Origin of the sequence: Rhizobium sp. BK289, from assembly GCF_014193575.1 — a bacterium.
In the GTDB taxonomy this organism is placed as follows: domain Bacteria; phylum Pseudomonadota; class Alphaproteobacteria; order Rhizobiales; family Rhizobiaceae; genus Rhizobium; species Rhizobium tropici_C.
The window spans coordinates 147,053-164,038 of sequence record NZ_JACHZO010000016.1; the positions used below are offsets into that span (position 1 = coordinate 147,053).

14 protein-coding genes are annotated in these 16,986 nt (G+C 59.9%); 8 read left to right on the top strand and 6 right to left on the bottom strand.

Features of this window, described 5'->3' with window-relative positions:
* Positions 1–25: 25 nt before the first annotated feature.
* On the bottom strand, positions 26–805 hold the full coding sequence (locus FHT84_RS25875) for a class I SAM-dependent methyltransferase (RefSeq protein ID WP_112342811.1): 780 nt from the start codon (positions 803–805) through the stop codon (positions 26–28).
* Positions 806–1,141: 336 nt separating this feature from the next.
* Between FHT84_RS25875 and FHT84_RS25880 the strand changes: the two genes are divergently transcribed.
* Positions 1,142–2,425 carry a cystathionine gamma-synthase family protein gene (locus tag FHT84_RS25880; protein WP_112342800.1) on the top strand — a complete coding sequence of 428 codons (1,284 nt, stop codon included), beginning with the start codon at positions 1,142–1,144 and terminating at the stop codon, positions 2,423–2,425.
* Between the two features lie 43 nt (positions 2,426–2,468).
* Here the strand turns inward: FHT84_RS25880 and FHT84_RS25885 are convergent, their stop codons facing one another.
* Positions 2,469–2,852: an SgcJ/EcaC family oxidoreductase gene (locus tag FHT84_RS25885; protein WP_112342801.1), complete on the bottom strand. Its 384-nt coding sequence runs from the start codon at positions 2,850–2,852 to the stop codon at positions 2,469–2,471.
* A gap of 300 nt (positions 2,853–3,152) precedes the next feature.
* Positions 3,153–5,357 carry a DUF1217 domain-containing protein gene (locus tag FHT84_RS25890; RefSeq protein WP_112342802.1) on the bottom strand — a complete coding sequence of 735 codons (2,205 nt, stop codon included), beginning with the start codon at positions 5,355–5,357 and terminating at the stop codon, positions 3,153–3,155.
* Positions 5,358–5,560: 203 nt separating this feature from the next.
* Between FHT84_RS25890 and FHT84_RS25895 the strand changes: the two genes are divergently transcribed.
* The 4 genes from FHT84_RS25895 (at position 5,561) to copC (ending at position 8,263) form a co-directional block, all read left to right on the top strand.
* Complete coding sequence (locus FHT84_RS25895; protein WP_112342803.1) at positions 5,561–5,965, top strand: hypothetical protein; 405 nt, start codon at positions 5,561–5,563, stop codon at positions 5,963–5,965.
* 224 nt (positions 5,966–6,189) lie between these two features.
* Positions 6,190–7,563: a PepSY domain-containing protein gene (locus tag FHT84_RS25900; protein ID WP_145644639.1), complete on the top strand. Its 1,374-nt coding sequence runs from the start codon at positions 6,190–6,192 to the stop codon at positions 7,561–7,563.
* A gap of 62 nt (positions 7,564–7,625) precedes the next feature.
* The gene (locus FHT84_RS31705) at positions 7,626–7,760 is read left to right on the top strand and encodes a hypothetical protein (protein ID WP_281411505.1); all 135 of its coding nucleotides are present in this window, start codon (positions 7,626–7,628) and stop codon (positions 7,758–7,760) included.
* Positions 7,761–7,894: 134 nt separating this feature from the next.
* Positions 7,895–8,263: a copper homeostasis periplasmic binding protein CopC gene (gene copC / locus FHT84_RS25905; protein WP_112342805.1), complete on the top strand. Its 369-nt coding sequence runs from the start codon at positions 7,895–7,897 to the stop codon at positions 8,261–8,263.
* Positions 8,264–8,351: 88 nt separating this feature from the next.
* Here copC and FHT84_RS25910 read toward each other — a convergent pair whose 3' ends face one another.
* The gene (locus tag FHT84_RS25910) at positions 8,352–9,008 is read right to left on the bottom strand and encodes a TetR/AcrR family transcriptional regulator C-terminal domain-containing protein (RefSeq protein WP_112342806.1); all 657 of its coding nucleotides are present in this window, start codon (positions 9,006–9,008) and stop codon (positions 8,352–8,354) included.
* Between the two features lie 122 nt (positions 9,009–9,130).
* On the opposite strand from FHT84_RS25910, the gene FHT84_RS25915 reads away from it, so the two are divergent.
* A complete protein-coding gene (locus tag FHT84_RS25915; RefSeq protein WP_181592370.1) occupies positions 9,131–10,330 on the top strand; it encodes an HlyD family secretion protein in 1,200 nt (399 codons plus the stop codon).
* 30 nt (positions 10,331–10,360) lie between these two features.
* On the top strand, positions 10,361–11,941 hold the full coding sequence (locus tag FHT84_RS25920; protein WP_112342813.1) for a DHA2 family efflux MFS transporter permease subunit: 1,581 nt from the start codon (positions 10,361–10,363) through the stop codon (positions 11,939–11,941).
* A gap of 59 nt (positions 11,942–12,000) precedes the next feature.
* On the opposite strand, the gene FHT84_RS25925 is transcribed toward FHT84_RS25920, so the two are convergent.
* Positions 12,001–13,338: a sigma-54 dependent transcriptional regulator gene (locus FHT84_RS25925; RefSeq protein ID WP_183764924.1), complete on the bottom strand. Its 1,338-nt coding sequence runs from the start codon at positions 13,336–13,338 to the stop codon at positions 12,001–12,003.
* Positions 13,335–15,050: an ATP-binding protein gene (locus tag FHT84_RS25930; RefSeq protein ID WP_246698636.1), complete on the bottom strand. Its 1,716-nt coding sequence runs from the start codon at positions 15,048–15,050 to the stop codon at positions 13,335–13,337. The genes FHT84_RS25925 and FHT84_RS25930 overlap by 4 nt, the downstream gene beginning before the upstream one ends.
* Positions 15,051–15,404: 354 nt before the next feature.
* Between FHT84_RS25930 and FHT84_RS25935 the strand changes: the two genes are divergently transcribed.
* Positions 15,405–16,730: an MFS transporter gene (locus FHT84_RS25935; protein WP_112342809.1), complete on the top strand. Its 1,326-nt coding sequence runs from the start codon at positions 15,405–15,407 to the stop codon at positions 16,728–16,730.
* The last annotated feature ends 256 nt before the right edge of the window (positions 16,731–16,986 follow it).

Sequence of the window (16,986 nt, forward strand, 5' to 3'; positions counted from 1 at the left end):
ATCGGTAAGCAAGGCCGGCCCGAAGTCAGACTGGGCGATAGGCCCATTCGGATACGGCGCCCAAGCCCAGCCGCTGCAGGAGTTCATAGGCGACCCTCCGGTTGATGGGATTGTGCAGCCTGAGGACTTTCGAGCCGAGAAAATCCATCTCCGCATGCTCGAATGGCAGAAGATGCCGTGCCTTGCCAAGCGCGGCTCGATAGACCTCATGAAAATCCCGCCGGCAGACATAGGTCTTGTACTTTGTCATGCAGAAGGCGGCAAAGGTATCGCTGTTCCTGCGCAGAAAATCCGAGACACCGATCGTCACCTCCGGCCAGGCTGGATTGAACGTATCGTCGAAGGCGATGATGCCATGATCGGCCAGCACGCTCTTCGCCAACCGGCTGTCGGCAACGATGTGGCGAAGCAAATGTCCTCCATCGATGCTGAAAAAACGAACCTGCCCAACCTTGTCGATGATGGCTTGCGGATCGAGCCTGGTGCTATCGCCGGTTATGACGAGATCTTCGTCGACAGGAATGCCCAGTGATCTCCCGTTGTCGAGGAAGCGTTGATATTGCGCACCGCCCGGTTCTATGTCGAAGAGGTCGATTGCAAGCACATTGTCATCGGGTGCGCTGATCTTGCGCAGCAAGAAATAGGACCGCCCATAATAGACCCCGATTTCGACGAGGCCGCCGTCGAGTTTCTCCTGCCTTTGCTTTTCGATTAACGACAGGAAGACAAGCGCATCCGGCGGGTCGATATAACCATCGATTTTCTGAAGATCGCGAAATACAAATTTTCGAACGCTCGATTTCAAATGTAAACCCCACTTGTTTTCTTCGCGCATTTCGCCACCGAACACCTCATCGACAGGAAGCAGCCGGTTGAAAAATGCATCGCTTCTGCAAGGACCGCGCATAGCGAAGCCGCAGGCCCTCGAAACTGGGATGGGACTGTGTCAAGACGAGCGCTGCTAACGAATATAGCGACCTTTCTGTCGTATTTCGGATAGTGATGCGCGGGTTGGATAGTTCCAGCCTATATCAGCGCCAATATCGAAACTGAATCGCAGCCAATGGCGAATAGCGAGCCGGCACCTTAAGTGATGTATAATGTGAGTCTAAAATTCACTTCATCGGCCGAGGAGACCGTCATGACTGCGCCGCATCCCTCGAAAACGCATATCGGCAACCACGCCCTGCATCCCGAAACGCAGATGCTGAATTACGGCTACGACCCCGAGCTGTCCGAGGGCGCGGTCAAGCCGCCCGTTTTCCTGACTTCCACCTTCGTCTTCAAATCGGCCGAGGACGGGCGGGATTTCTTCAACTACATCTCCGGCCGCAACGAGCCGCCGGCAGGCAGGGGCGTCGGCCTCGTCTATTCGCGCTTCAACCACCCCAACAGTGAAATCGTCGAAGACCGCCTTGCCGTCTACGAGCGGACGGAAAGCGGCGCGCTGTTCTCCTCCGGCATGTCGGCGATCGCCACCACGCTGCTGACCTTCGTCCGCCCTGGCGATGCGATCCTGCATTCCCAGCCACTCTATGGCGGTACGGAAACGCTTATCGCCAAGACATTCCTCAATCTCGGCGTTGCGGCGGTGGGGTTCGCCGATGGCGTCAGCGAAACCTCGGTAATGGCGAGTGCCGAGGAAGCAATGACCAAGGGCCGAGTGTCCGTCATTCTCGTGGAGACGCCCGCCAATCCGACCAATAGCCTGGTCGATATCGCCATGATCCGCCGCGTGGCCTATGCGATCGGCAAGAGGCAGGGTCACACGCCGATCATCGCGTGCGACAATACCTTGCTGGGACCGGTCTTCCAGCGCCCGATCGAGCACGGCGCCGATATCTCCCTTTATTCGCTGACCAAATATGTCGGCGGTCATTCCGACCTGATCGCCGGTGCCGCCCTTGGCTCCAAGGCCGTCATCAAACAGGTCAAGGCGCTGCGCGGCGCGATCGGCACGCAGCTCGATCCGCATTCCTGCTGGATGCTCGGCCGCTCGTTGGAAACGCTGCAGATCCGCATGGAACGGGCCGATAGCAACGCCCGGGCCGTGGCCGATTTCCTGCGGGATCACCCAAAAGTCGAGCAGATACACTATCTACCCTATACCGACCCCGCATCGGCCGTAGGCCGGACTTTCGCCGCCCAATGCAGCGGGGCAGGCTCCACCTTCTCCTTCGATATCAAGGGCGGCCAGCCGGCATCGTTCAAATTCCTGAATGCGCTGCAGATCTTCAAACTCGCCGTCAGTCTCGGCGGCACGGAATCGCTGGCCTCCCATCCGGCGACAACAACGCATTCCGGCGTTCCAATGGATGTGCGCCATCGCATCGGCGTGCTGGAATCGACGATTCGCCTGTCGATCGGCATAGAGCATCCAGACGACCTGATCGCCGATCTGGCATCCGCGCTCGAAGCCGCATGACGTAAATCCTACGGATTTACGACACGGCTGAACGCTGCAACGATCAGCTATGTACGGTCAGAAGGTTCGCATCCCGCGCAAGGCGCCACCGGCCATCGGCCTCCTTGCGCAGAAGCGTGAGTGTGTAACCCGATTGTTTGATGGCATCGGCGTCGGGCGATGTGATCGTGATGTCGATGTGATTGCGAATGAAGGCCCAGTCGCCCAGCACCCGCAATTCGACGATCTCGCTGGAGCCGTCCATCTTCACGCCGCCCCTTCCCTTGGAGGCTGCGGCGAAGGCCTGCTTGCCAAACGGCTCTCGGCCCGGCACCATGAAGACGACATCATCAGTCATCAGCCCCAAAACGGTTGCCGTATCGCCCGCCTTGCTTGCGGTGATCCAGGTTTCCACGACGTTGCGGATTGCCTTTTCATCCTCCGTCATTCCGAATCTCCTCCATGGACAGCCCCGCATTGCGACAGCGGCTGCGTTTCAACTCATGAGGCGAAAACTATTGGACGGAGAAAGTCGGCACTGCCTATGCCCAATCATCCGGCCAGGTTTCAATATCCCGATTAACAATATAGTGCGCTCCGTCATGCCGGACATAGCAGATAGGGAGACTTCCTTGCTACAGACGAACCGGCCTAATCCGGCTCATCCCTGGGCTTGGCGGGGCGCAGGGCATCGCTAAGCTCGCGCTGCCGGCGCCAGCCCGATCCAACACGGCAAACGCGGAATATCCTATCGCGACCTGAGCTGGGCAATCGACAGCATGAGATCCGCGCTCATGCCAACTCCGGAGCCGCGGTTTAGGATGGCGGATGCAGGCGAGGCGGTATTTGCGCCGTTTGCCGCGTCATATACGGCGGAGAACCGCTTCAGCAGGTTGTCTACCTTACCGGCATCATGCAAATCCTTGATCGGAAAAAGCTTCTCCAGCATCTTCGCCTGGCGGCTCACATCCATGTTCGACATGGCGGCCGGCAGCGAGTAGGTGGTCTTGATCACGTTGTAAAGCGCCGGATCGGACATGATGTCGTAGACGGAATTGATCTGCGGCGCCTTTCGCTGGAAATAAAGCGCAAGGCGGACACCATCGTTGGAGGCACCCTGCTGCGTCTCCAACGTCTGATGGAGAAAGAGATCGTCCGTGGCGAGGCGTGCGCCCTTGTTCTGCCCCGGCCCGATCTTCGCGTTCGTCAAGTTGCCCTTGGCGTCGAAATTGAAGACATTCACCATGGCCTTGAACTTCGCGCCTGCCGGCGTGTTCAGGAATCCCTTGGCATCTTCAGGATCGGCGGTAAAGGCCTTCTTCAAGGTCGCCTTGTCGACCGTCTTGGGGTCGATATTATTGGCAACGAGAATGAATTCCGTGAGTTTCTTATCCGCCAGAAGTTCATCGACCGTATCGACCTTGGCAATCGATTTGCTGAATTCCGTCGCCGCGTCCTTCGCATCCTTGATCGCCTTGTCGCGCATCTCACCCGTCAGCCCGAATGTTTTTGCCTTCGAATAAGCGGAGATGAAGCTGTTGATCGAGCTCTGCGACAGAGCCGTGACCGGATCCCGGAGATTGCCCTTGCTGTCGAAGTTGAACGCCTTGGCAAGCTCGACGTATCTGTCGTCCTTGAGGGAACTGACATAGCTCTTGCTGTCATAGGGGTCGCTTTCCAGGATCTTGCGCAATTGGTCCCGCGAGACCTCGTTCCTGTCGATCCCGAAAGCACGGAGCGCCATGTCCTCAATCGTCGGCAGGTCCTTGCTCTTCGTGTCGTTGGCGGCAAAGAAATCCTCGATCGTCTTGATCTTTCCCACCGCCGACTTGTAGTGGTCCTCAGCATCCTTGAACAAGGCCTGCTTGGCGCCTTTTGCCTGCTTCAAATATTTGATGGAGATGTCGTCTATGGCTTGCGCCGATTGCGCGGGCTGCCCCGCCGGCAACGTCCCGTCGGATGCGAAATTGAAATGAGCGACCATATCCTTCATACCGGAAACATCGGCATAGACGGGGTTGGCGAAAGCAAGATTGAATTGAGTCGGCGTAAGTTTGGCGCTGAGGCCGAAAGCCTCCTTGATATAGGAGAAAAGCCTGTTGTCCCCGGTGATTTCGCTCAGCGACGTCACCTTCGTGATTGCATGGCGATAATAATCGTCGTTGCTGACAGCCATGGTTGGGGTCAGCAGGCTCGGAACCGTATTGTTGTAGCGAGAAATCATCGCTTCCTTCTGCTGCGCCGTTTGTGCCGACGGGGCAGAAAGCGTTCCATCATCGTTGAAATTGAACTGCGATGCGATCAGCTTATAGGTCGCCTGAACCGATGCCGAAGAGAAGTTGCCTGCCTGATTGACGAAGCTGTTCGGATCGCTGACATCACTGGTCAGAACCGACTTGAGAAACGACTTTGATATATTGTCCGGATTGATGCCATGCGCCCGCAGGACATAGTCTCTCATCCTGCTGCTGTTGACGATATCGTCGACATTCGACACCTTGTCGATCCAGCTGCTATAGAACTTGCTCTCTTTCGTAGCCAAAGTTGCCTCATTGGCGAAAGATTGCTCATAGAGCCCGATCGTATCGCTTTTCTGGGCATCGGTTTGAGCCGTCTGATTCTTTGACTTGCCACCGAAGTTGAAGGCTGCGGCAAATTGCCGGTAGCGGCTATCGGTCAATTTATTTGCGAAACTGTTCGTGTCGCTGAGGTCACTTGTCAAAACCTTCTTCATGAAGGCCTTGGCATAGGCCATGTCTTCCAGGCCATAGGCCTTCATTGCATAGTTATAGAGCCTGTGGTCGGCAAGGAACTCATCCACATTCTTGATCTTGCCGATGTGCTCGTCATAATATTGCTGGTCGCTTTTGACCGTTTGCTGCTTGGCGATGCGCGCAAGCGTCGACGTCATATCCTTTGTCGCGGTCACATAGCCGAGATACGTTGAAATCATCGATCGCCCCCACAGCGCAATTCACCAACATTTGCCCCGGGATCGACTATCGCAACCAGACCTTGCGCGAAGCTAGATCGCAATCTGCGGGCATTGCTTTCGGCGCCCTCGCCCAGTGCGGCACGAATTGCCGCATTGCGCCTGCGATGGGCCTGCCCTATGACTGCAGACCGTATCCGCGACATGCGGTGGCGGGGGCAGGTATGCGGAAGACAATTTCGCTGACATGGCAGTGGAGCGTGCGCATCCTTTGCGCCGTGGCGCTGTTGTTTGTCGGCTTCGCCCATCAGCCTGTCGTCGCCACGGCGGATGAGATATCCCCGCTGGAGATTGCCCAATACCGGCTCCCGGATGGATCGCTGCCCATCCTCTGCATCACCTATAAGGATGCCGACGGCAAGGTACACGGGAAAGCCTATGCGCCCGGATGCGAGGCGTGCCGGATCGCCTCTGCCGCGGTCCTGCCGACGCCACCCACCGACGTTTACGAGCGTCTCGTCTCCCAGCGCGGCGAGATCGTCGTTGTAAAATCGGAAGCCTTCTACCGGCAGCTTTATCCGCCCAACACCGGCCCAAGAGCACCACCCATCCTCGAAACCGTTGGCTGAACCCGCGTTGCGGCTCTGCCCGTGACGCCCACCGTCAACGCTGCCGCGTGCACGACCATCGGGTCGTGAAATCTGAGGATTGGTGTTCCAAGCTGTACCATGCCGAACGTGGCCGATTGGCCCGGCTGGTTATCGGCAAGCAAGCTCACCCCAAAACGGCGAACCATCGCCGCTCCTCCTCGGATCGACCGCTTGTGGCAGCCTGCCGATCTTCGGAGGATTTCATGTCTGCCTTTACCGCTGCAGAGCCTGCAGCAGCAACAACCCACAATATCTCGCTCTATCGCGCGATCTGGCGCTGGCATTTTTTCGCCGGTCTTCTTGTCATTCCCTTCATGCTCAATCTCGCGATCACCGGCTCGCTCTACCTGTTCAAGGATCAGATCGCCGATACTTTCTATTCGCACCGCTACCTCGTTGCCGGGACCGGCACGATGCTGCCGCCGCAACGGATTGCCGATGCGGCGCTTGCGGCCTTTCCGGGCGCCCGCGCAATCTCCTATCACGAAGCGTCGGCGCCAAACCGCTCGGCCTGGGTGACGGTATCCAAGGACGGCCGATCAACCATCGTCTACGTCAACCCTTATGACGGCAGCATTCTGGGATCGGTCGGCTCGAAGCAGGAATTCGGCTGGGTCGTCAAGCGTATCCACAGCCTCGAATATTTCGGGACATGGACCAATCGCCTCATCGAGATCGTTGCGGGCTTTGCCCTCGTTCTCGTGGTGACCGGCATCTATCTGTGGTGGCCGCGACAGCAGAGCGGCGGCGTGCTCACGGTTCGCGGCAATCCGTCGCGGCGCGTCTTCTGGCGCGACCTGCATGCCGTGACTGGCGCGCTTGCCGGCATCCTCATCCTCTTCCTGGCCTTCAGCGGCATGCCCTGGTCCGGCTATTGGGGCGCCAATGTCAATGCCTGGCTGACCGCTCACAATTTCGGAACACCGGCCGCAGTCTGGGACGATGTACCGAAATCGACGAGGGTCACGCAGGACATCGTCAGCCGGCCCGGCTGGGTGGTCGAAAACGCGCCGGTTCCGGTGTCCGATATCCCGGCGGCGCAGTCGGCAAAGCCGATTGGCCTGAACAGGGCCGTGGAGATCATGCACGGCCTGGGCATGATCGCCGGCGCTGACCTTGCTATCCCGACGGATGAGACCGGCGTCTACACCGCCAGCCATTATTTCGGCGATCTTGGCAAGGAACGCACTGTTCATATCGACCAATATTCCGGAAAGCGGCTCGTCGATATCTCCTATGATCAGTATCCGGCGCTCGGCAGGGCGATCGAATGGTGCATCAATATCCATCAGGGACAGGAATGGGGCCTCTTCAACCAGCTTCTGATGCTCGCCGCTTGCCTGGCCATCATCCTGTGCTGCGTGACGGCCGCGATCATGTGGTGGAAGCGCAGGCCAACAGGCCGCCTCGGCGTACCGCCGATGCCGCCGCAAAAGTCCGTCTATGTCGGCCTCTGGTTCATCGCCATCATCTTCGGCGCGGCCTTTCCGCTGACGGGAGCCGCCATCGCCGCGATGCTGCTCTTCGACCAGCTCGTGGTTCGTTTCGTCCCGCCGCTCCGGCGCTTCTTTTCCTGACGAGATCAGGGGGAGCCTGAGGCTTCGCCTGTCTCTCCTTTTCCAGATCAAGGATATCGATCATGCCGAAACACGCTTTTGCTTCCGCCGTCTTGGTGCTGCTGCTCCCGCCCTCCTCCAGTATGGATCACATTGCGTCCGCGGTGCTCGCCGATGCCGCGCCGAAACAAATCCGGGAGCTGCTGCAACGGGAATAGTTCGGTGGTCTCGGCGGCCACTCGAAAAAGATAATATCGTCCGGCAGGCCCGCCGGTGAATATCGGCGATCACTGGCTCGCCATCGCACGCTCGCGAACTTTCGCGGGTCATCAACATGATAAGGAAACCAGATATGTCCCCGATGACGAAAATGCTCCTCGCTGCCGCCGCAATCAGCATCGCGCTTGCCGGCCAGGTCATGGCCCATGCCCATCTGAAATCGGCCGTTCCGGAGGCCGACGGGACGGTGAAGGCCGCCCCCTCGGAAATCGACCTCACCTTTAGCGAAGGCCTCAACCTGAAATTCAGCGGCATCAAGGTCACAGGTCCTGACAAGACGGCGGTCAAGACCGGCGAAGGCATGCTGATGAACGGCGACACGACATTGATGGTGCCCGTGAGCGACAGGCTTGCGCCCGGCAAGTACACGGTCGAATGGCATGTTCTGTCCACGGACGGGCACAAGACCAACGGCACCTATGGCTTTACGGTGGCGCCCTGAACGATCCCGAAGCCGTCCGCGGTCACGCGGGCGGCCTCGCTCCCGGCAGATGTGATATCCGTCTGCTCTTTTTCTGTCCAGAAAAGGCTCAGGACGAAGCGGTAACGCAACCCCGCAGGAAAATCGCGGCGCATTCGGCGGCTCGCATCCTGATTTCTTCGTCGTCCGGCGCTTGCCGCTGGCCCAGCATGACGGCCCTTTGCGGCTCCATCGTCATCATCCCGCGCAGAAAGCCGGCGGCAAGAGAAACATCCGCGATCCCGATCGCGCCCTTGTCGCGCTGGCTGCGCAGCCAGACCTCGAAGACCACGGTCGAGGCCCTGATTGCCCGCTCGTAGAAGGACGCCGCGATTTCGGGAAAGCGATCCGCTTCGGCGACCGCCAGCCGATTGATGGCGATCGTTTCCGGATCCAGCGCCAGACGGCCATAGGCGATCAGGATTTGCTCGAGTTGGTGATGCAGGTCCGGATGCTTCAGGAGACCCTGATCCACTTCGACGTTGAAACGGGCGATGCGATCCGTAATCACCGCATTGAAGATCTCGCCCTTGCTTTCGAACAGCCGATAGACCGTCTTCGTGGAGACACCGGCGCCCTGCGCGATGTCGTTGATGCATGCCGATGCATAGCCCGCTTCCAGAAAGCGCTTGCGCGCCGAAGAGAGCACGATTGCCCGAGTTTCGTCATCACAACGAACCTGTGGGCGTCCTCGTGGTCGTTTCGTGGTTTTTGGATTTAGGACCATAAATATTTTCCAAAATATAGTTGACTTGCATCTTATAGCGCTTATTTTGGAAAATATCAAGTTTCCAAATAGAACTTGGCCGCTACCCCTGCCCGGCAGCGACCCCTGTCAGGAGCAAGTACATGGCAAACAATCTGCATATCGTGACCTCCAAGGACACTTCCGGCGAAGCGCAGGAGAGTGTCGAGGCGAAGGTCAAGGAAGGGGTGACGACCGAACCCCGTCCAGAGACACCGAAGGGCCCGGCGGCCGGCGATGCCGCCGCAAAGCGCAACAAGATGCCGCGCCGCCTGATGTACGGCGCGGGCGCAATCGTCATCATGGCTGCAGCGGGTTACTGCGGGCACAATTACTGGCAAAATGGCCGCTTCGAGGTGTCGACCGACGACGCCTATGTGCAGGCCGACAACAGCTCGATCGCCCCAAAAATCTCGGGCTACCTGGCGGAAGTCCTGGTCAAGGACAATGAGACCGTGAAGGCCGGCCAGCCGCTCGCCCGCATCGACGACCGCGATTTCCGCGCAGCGCTCGACCAGGCAAAGGCCGATGTCGCCGCCGCGCAGGCAACCATACAGGCCGAGCAGGCGTCGCTGGATATCCAGCAGTCGACGATTGCGGCCGCGCGCGCCACGCTGGATGTGGACAAGGCCAACGAAACCTTCGCAGAGCAGAACAACAGGCGCTATGCCAGCCTCGCCTCCAACGGCTATGCCGCCGTGCAGACAGCGCAGCAGGCGGCATCGCAGATCGCCGCAGCGCAAGCTTCCATCGTCCGGGACACCGCAACCTTGGAAGGCGCCATCAAGCAGGTCGAACTTCTGAAGGCCCAGATCGCACAGGCGACAGCCGCCCTGCAGAAAAGCCAGGCGGTCCAGCATCAGGCTGAGCTGAACCTCTCCTATGCAACCATTATTGCTCCCGTCGACGGTACGATCGGCAACCGCACGCTGCGCATCGGCCAATATGTTCAGGCCGGAACGCAGCTGATGTCACTCGTGCCGACCGACCAAGCCTATGTCGTCGCCAATTACAAGGAGACGCAGCTGACGGATGTCCATGCCGGTCAACCCGTCGATATCGAAGTCGACATGTTCCCCGGCAAGACCTTCCATGGCCATGTCGATAGCCTTGCGCCGGCGAGCGGGCAGGAATTCGCGCTGCTGCCGCCTGACAATGCGACCGGCAATTTCACCAAGGTCGTTCAGCGAATTCCGGTCAGGATAGCGCTCGACGCGCAGACCATGAAGAGCGGTGAACTGCGCCCGGGAATGTCCGTCGAGCCGAGCATCAACACCAAAGCAGACGCCGCACAGCGGAACTGACGGCGGGAGCCCACAATGTCAACGATTACGATGGATGGCCGTCCGATGCCGGCCGCAGCGGCGGAGCCGCGCGCATCGACAAGAGAGTGGATCGCGGTTTTGGCCGGCATGATCGGCGCGTTCATGGCGATCCTGAATATCCAGATCACCAATGCCTCCCTCCTCGACATCGAGGGGGGCATCGGCACCGGAGTTGATAATGGCGCCTGGATCTCGACTTCCTACCTGATCGGCGAGATCGTCGTCATTCCGCTCACCGCCTATCTCAGCAGCGTCTTCTCGTTTCGCCGTTACATCCTGGTGAACTCGGTTCTGTTTCCGCTGTTGTCTCTCTCCTGCGCCTTTGCCCACGATCTCGGAACGATGATCGTGCTGCGTGGTCTGCAGGGATTTGCCGGCGGCGTGTTGATCCCGATGGCCTTCACCATGGTGCTGACGAAGCTTCCGAAGCCGCAGCAGCCCTTGGGGCTGGCGATCTTTGCCCTGTCCGTCACTTTCGCTCCGGCCATCGGCCCGACGATCGGCGGCTACCTGACCGAGAATTACGGCTGGCAGACCATCTTCTTCATCAATGCCGGCCCGAGCGCCATCATGGTGGTGGCGCTGGCGCTGGCGCTGGACAAGCAGCCGATGCAGCTGAAATTGCTGCGCGAAGGCGACTGGGCCGGTATCGTCACGATGGCGATCGGCCTCTCCGCCCTGCAAACCGTGCTAGAAGAGGGCAACAAGGACGACTGGTTCTCCTCGCCCTTCATCGTCCGGCTCAGCATCGTCGCGGCCGTGTTCCTGACGCTCTTCATTATCATCGAGCTGAAGGTTTCGAAGCCGCTGGTGAAACTGCGGCTACTGAAGCAACGGAACTTCGGGCTGGGCGTGCTTGCGAATATTCTCGTGGGCGTCGCGCTGTTCGGCACAGTCTACATCCTGCCGCAATATCTCGGCCAGGTGCAGAGGTATAATGCCGAGCAGATCGGCAACGTCCTGGCATGGACGGGGTTGCCACAGCTACTGCTGATCCCGCTGGTGCCGCTGATGATGAAACGCGTGGATGTGCGCTGGCTTGCCTTCTTCGGCATTGCGGTTTTTGCGCTCAGCTGTTTCATGAACGTCACGCTTTCGGCCGACAATGCCGGGGACCAGTTCTTCATTCCGAACATCATCCGCGCCATCGGCCAGGCGTTCGTCATCACCCCGGTTACCGCAATCACCACGGCCGGCATTGCCCCTGCGGATGCGGCGGCGGCCTCCGGCCTGGCGAACATGCTGAGAAATCTTGGTGGCGCGGTGGGAACCGCCTCGCTTGGGACCATCCTGACCAAACGCGAGCAGTTTCACTCCAACATCATCGGCCAATCCGTGACCCTTGCTCGCGATGAGGTTCGTCAACGAATAGACCAGATGACAAACTACTTCCTGTCACACGGTATTTCGGATCATCAGGCGGCCCAGCAGAAGGCAATCATCGCGCTCGGCCAAGTCATCAAAAGGCAAGCGCTGATCATGGGATTCAGCGATACCTTCGCAGTCATCGGCGTGGTGCTCGCCATCGCGGCTATCACGATGCTGTTCACCAAGCGCCCACAGGCAGGCGGTGGCGGAGGCGCTCACTGAGGATGCGGGTCGCACGCAATATGCACGAATGCTATACGAACGAACCGAGCCATATTTGATCAGCCCCTCCCACCGTCACCATGCGCATTATCTCGCTTTCGATAAACCGATGGGTTGATGCCGTGGCGTTGCAGGCGGGCATAGAGGCTGCGGCGCGGCAATTGCAGCGCCGCAGCGACCTTGGCGATATCACCCTCGAACCGGTCAAGCGCTGCGCGCAAGACGCTCGCCTCGAACTGATCCATCTGATCTGACAGACCAAGTTCCGAAGCGGGTCGGCTCCGGGCTGACGTCAGACCCAGAACGACCTGGGTTGCGTAGTTGCGCAATTCGCGGACATTGCCCGGCCAATCATCAGTCAGGAAACGCGCCTCCATCGCAGCATCGATTTGCGGGCGCGCAACACCGTGTAGGCGCGCGGCATCGTCGAGAAAGGCACTGAACAACAGGCCGATATCGGCCCGGCGCTCGCGTAGCGGCGGGATGCGGATCCGCACGGTCTCCAGCCGATAGAGCAGATCGGCGCGGAAATGGCCCTCGGCGACCGAACCATGCAGATCGGTCTTGGTCGCCGCGACGATCCGGAGATTGACGGGAGCCGGCTCGCCTGTCGATGAGGGCAATTCGCGCTCCTCGACCACACGCAGAAGTTGTCCCTGCAGCATGGGCGACATGCTGTCGATCTCATCGATAAAAAGCGTGCCGCGATCCGCCTCGGCGATGCGTCCGCGCCGGGCGCGGTTTCCGAACAGGGTTTCGTCGGCGATCACATCCGGCAGGGCGGCGCAATCGACCGCGACGAAGCTGCGCCCATGCCGCCTGCTCCAGCGGTGGATGAGGCGCGCCACGAGTTCCTTGCCGGTGCCGGTTTCACCTTCGACCAGAACATCCACATCAGCGACGGCGACCTGGCGTATCGTTTCACGCAATCGCGCCATGATCGGCGTCTGGCCCAGAAGCGGCGAAGTATCTTCCGCTTCCGCCGCGGCCTGCCGCAGGCGGCGGTTTTCCAGCACCAGACGCCGCGTTTCCAGCGCGCGGCGCACGGAGGCGATCATGTGATCCGTGGCAAAAGGCTTGGCGATAAAATCATAAGCGCCCTGCTTCAAGGCACCGACCGCCATGGCGATATCGCCATGACCGGTCATCAGGATGACGGGGAGGTCGGGATCGCGCGCCTGCACTGCCTCGAGGAGATCGTGTCCGTCGACGCGGGGCAGGCGGATGTCGGTGACGACCACGCCCGGCAGCGCAACGGCAAGGCTCGCCAGCGCCGACTGCCCATCGCCATGCGTCTCCACCTCGAAACCGGCTATGGCAAAGGAATCGCTGAGAGCGGCATTGAAAGGGCCGTCGTCTTCCACCAGCAGCACTTTCTGCGGCACTTGCAGCGTCATGCCCGCCTCATCGTAACTATGAAGGCCGCACCACCAAGCGGCGACGGGCCGATCGTCAATGATCCGCCAAGATCGTTCATGATGTCCTGGGCGATTCCAAGCCCAAGGCCCAACCCATCGGGCTTGCCCGTCATGAAGGGACGGAATATCTCCTTCCCCAAGTCCGGGTCTATGCCCGGACCATTGTCGGCGACCGTCAGCCTCACCGTATCTTTCTCCGCGGCCTCGACGAGCAAAGCAACATGCGGATCGTCGACGTTCGACACCGCATCGATGGCGTTCTGCAGCAGATTGACGAGAACCTGTTCCAGCCGCACCCGTTCGGCCAGCACCTGCGGTTGGCCCTGTGGCGGAAGATCCAGCCGCACAGCCGCCTTGCGGAACCGGTTCCCGACCAACAGCAAGGCACAGGCGATGATGGCATCGAGCGGTTCCGGCCCGGCGGCATGCCGCCCCCGGCGCGAAAACCGCCGCATCTCCTGCATGATCGTTCCTATGCGCGCCGTCACGTCGACCGCGGCATCGAGATTGGCTCCGACGCGATCGAGGCGGTTGGCGGCGAGATGGTGGCGAGCGTTTTCGGCCAAGGTGCGAATGGTGGCGACCGGCTGGTTGATTTCATGCATCAGCCCCGCCGTGATCGAGCCGACGGAAGCGAGCCGATTGGCCTGGGCAAGCTCTTCGCGGGCATCGCGATAGCGGTCTTCGGCGCGGGTGCGTTCGGCCATCTCGTCACGCAGTTCGGCCGTGCGCGCGGCGACGGCCTCTTCAAGCGCCCGCCGATCAGCCGCCGCCCGCGCGACGCGGGTCATTCGCCACCAGATCGCAGCCCCGATGACAACGAGCCCGAGGATGACTGGCAAGGCCAGCAGCCAAGCCTGCGCGCGGGCCTCCTGCAAGGCCATGCGCGTATCGAGAAGATGCAGGAGGCGCAGACGCGTGCCGGCGACCGGCTGCTCGGCTGCGACCATGATCTGATCTCGCGGTCCGCGAATACGGCCGGCATCTTCCACACGGTAGTTCCCCGGCCCCAGCGCCGCGTCCCGATACTGGCCGCTCGCGACGACGCGGGCACGGTCCTCCGGCGATAGCGGCGCGAGCGCGGTCAGCACCTGTGACGGGTCGGATGCGGCAAGGATGATCTGATGTTCGTCGACGACGAGCGTTTTACCCGGATCGTTCGCCCAGATCCGCGACACGGGTTCGAATTCGAATTTGACGACTACGACGCCGGCCGGCGCCGCCGCATCGCCGACCCTGCGCGCGATAAACAGGCCTGGCCGGCCGCTGATTGCACCGGCGCCATAATATTCCGCCATGCCGTCTTTCATCGCCTCGGAAAAATAGGGCCGGAAACTGAAATTCTTGCCGACGAAACTATCCTCGGTCCCCGCATTCGATGCGGAGATCACGAGGCCGGTATGGTCGACCAGATATATGATATAGGCACCGGTCTGATGGGCGAGAAAGCCGAGCTTTTGGTCGAGCCGACGGGCTGCGTCGGCGGTGGGGCTTGCAAGAGCCTCGCCTAGATCGCGATATTCGCCAAGCACGATCGGCAACAGCCGGAAACGAGCCAGCTCGCTGTCGACCAGGCGGCTGTGCTGCACGGCAAGCCCGGCGGCCTCCGCTTCCAGCCGCGCCAGCGCCTCATGGCGCGACAGCGAGAGCGCCGTAAGCCAAATGCCGGCTGCGGCAGCCACACCAGCCATTGCTATAAGTAGAATCCGTGCCCATCCGAATGCAGTCATTTGTGCAGAATATTGCACAAGCCTCGAAATTGCCATGCAGAATCTTGCGCAAATAATAGCAAGAACCACGGTGAGATCATGAAAATATGAAATATTTCAATATGGGTATCATGACGCCTGATAGTCCTCGTCTCTGGGATTTCCACACGCAACAATGATGGCACTGGGAGAGTGATCCTCGATAGTAATCGGTATTGGCCCGTTCCGTCTCGCAACGATGGGCCGGCGGGCAAGCGCATATGCGGCTTCTCTCAAAATCCCGTCGCGATCGATCGTGATGGCGGCGGCTGAAGCGACCAAGGGAGGAGAGGTTCAATGCTGGACACATTGCAAGATTCCATCGAGACGACGGCAGCAGCGGATGCCGCCGGAAAACGCAATCGTCTCAAATCGATCATCGGCGGCTCGACGGGCAATCTGGTCGAATGGTTCGACTGGTATGTCTATGCCGCATTCGCACTCTATTTTGCTCCGCACTTCTTTCCCGCCGGCGATCAGACGGCGCAGTTGCTGAACTCGGCAGCAGTCTTCGCCGTAGGCTTCGTCATGCGGCCGATCGGCGCCTGGATCATGGGGCTTTATGCCGACCGCAAGGGTCGCAAGGCCGGGTTGGCGCTTTCGGTGACGCTGATGTGTGCCGGCTCGCTGATCATCGCCCTGACACCGGGATACGAAGCAATCGGCGTGGCGGCACCGGCACTTCTGGTCCTTGCCCGCCTGATGCAGGGCCTGTCGGTGGGAGGCGAATACGGCGCTTCGGCGACCTATCTTTCCGAAATGGCTGGCCGGCAGCGCCGGGGTTTCTTCTCGTCGTTCCAGTATGTCACGCTGATCTCGGGGCAGCTCCTCGCCATCGCCGTCCTCATCATATTGCAGGCTTTTATGACGGCGGAGACGCTCAATGCCTGGGGATGGCGCATTCCCTTCTTCGTCGGCGCGGCGCTTGCCGTCGTCGTCTTCTGGCTGCGGCGCGGCCTTGCCGAAACCGAGAGCTTCAAGAATGTGCGCGCGAGCGATATGCAGAAATCCGGCTTCTGGATGCTCATCACCCAGCATCCGAAGGAAACCGCACTGGTGATGCTGCTGACGGCCGGCGGCACGCTCGCCTTCTACGCCTATTCGATCTACATGCAGAAATTCCTGGTCAATACCTCCGGATTCACGCGCGAGACGGCAAGCCAGATCAATGCGATCACGCTCTTCGTTTTCATGCTGTTGCAGCCGATCGCAGGCGGGCTTTCCGACAAGATCGGCCGCAAGCCGCTGATGATCGGCTTCGGTCTTTGCGGCGTGCTGTTCACCTACCCGATCTTCTCGACCCTCGAGACCACGAAGGACCCGCTGATCGCAGGGCTGCTCGTCATGGGTGCGCTGATCATCGTCACCGGCTACACGTCGATCAATGCGGTGGTGAAGGCGGAACTTTTTCCGGCCCATATCCGTGCCCTCGGCGTCGCATTGCCCTACGCTCTTGCCAACACGCTGTTCGGCGGTACGGCCGAATTCGTGGCACTGAAGTTCAAGAGCAGCGGCTGGGAGCAAGGCTTCTACTGGTATGTGACGGCAATGATCGGCATCTCGCTCGTCATCTATCTCTTCATGCGGGATACGGCCAAAAGCAGCGCCATCCGTGAGGATTGATCCCTTTCGGCAATGGCAAGAGAGACCCTGATCGGAGGGTGATGAAATATCAACCGGCGGGAACATCGATGACGAACCCGCCGGCGTGGCCGAACACGAGGTCGCAGCCGCTAAGGCATGTCGCGCAAAAGTGCGTAGCGGTTTTGCGGCAATGACATGCACTAGCACTACTTTGGCAGAATTGAATTTGGGGTCATTAGGAACCTGATACGGCAGTGAGGACATCGTTGTGGTGGATGGTGGTTTGAGAGCGCGG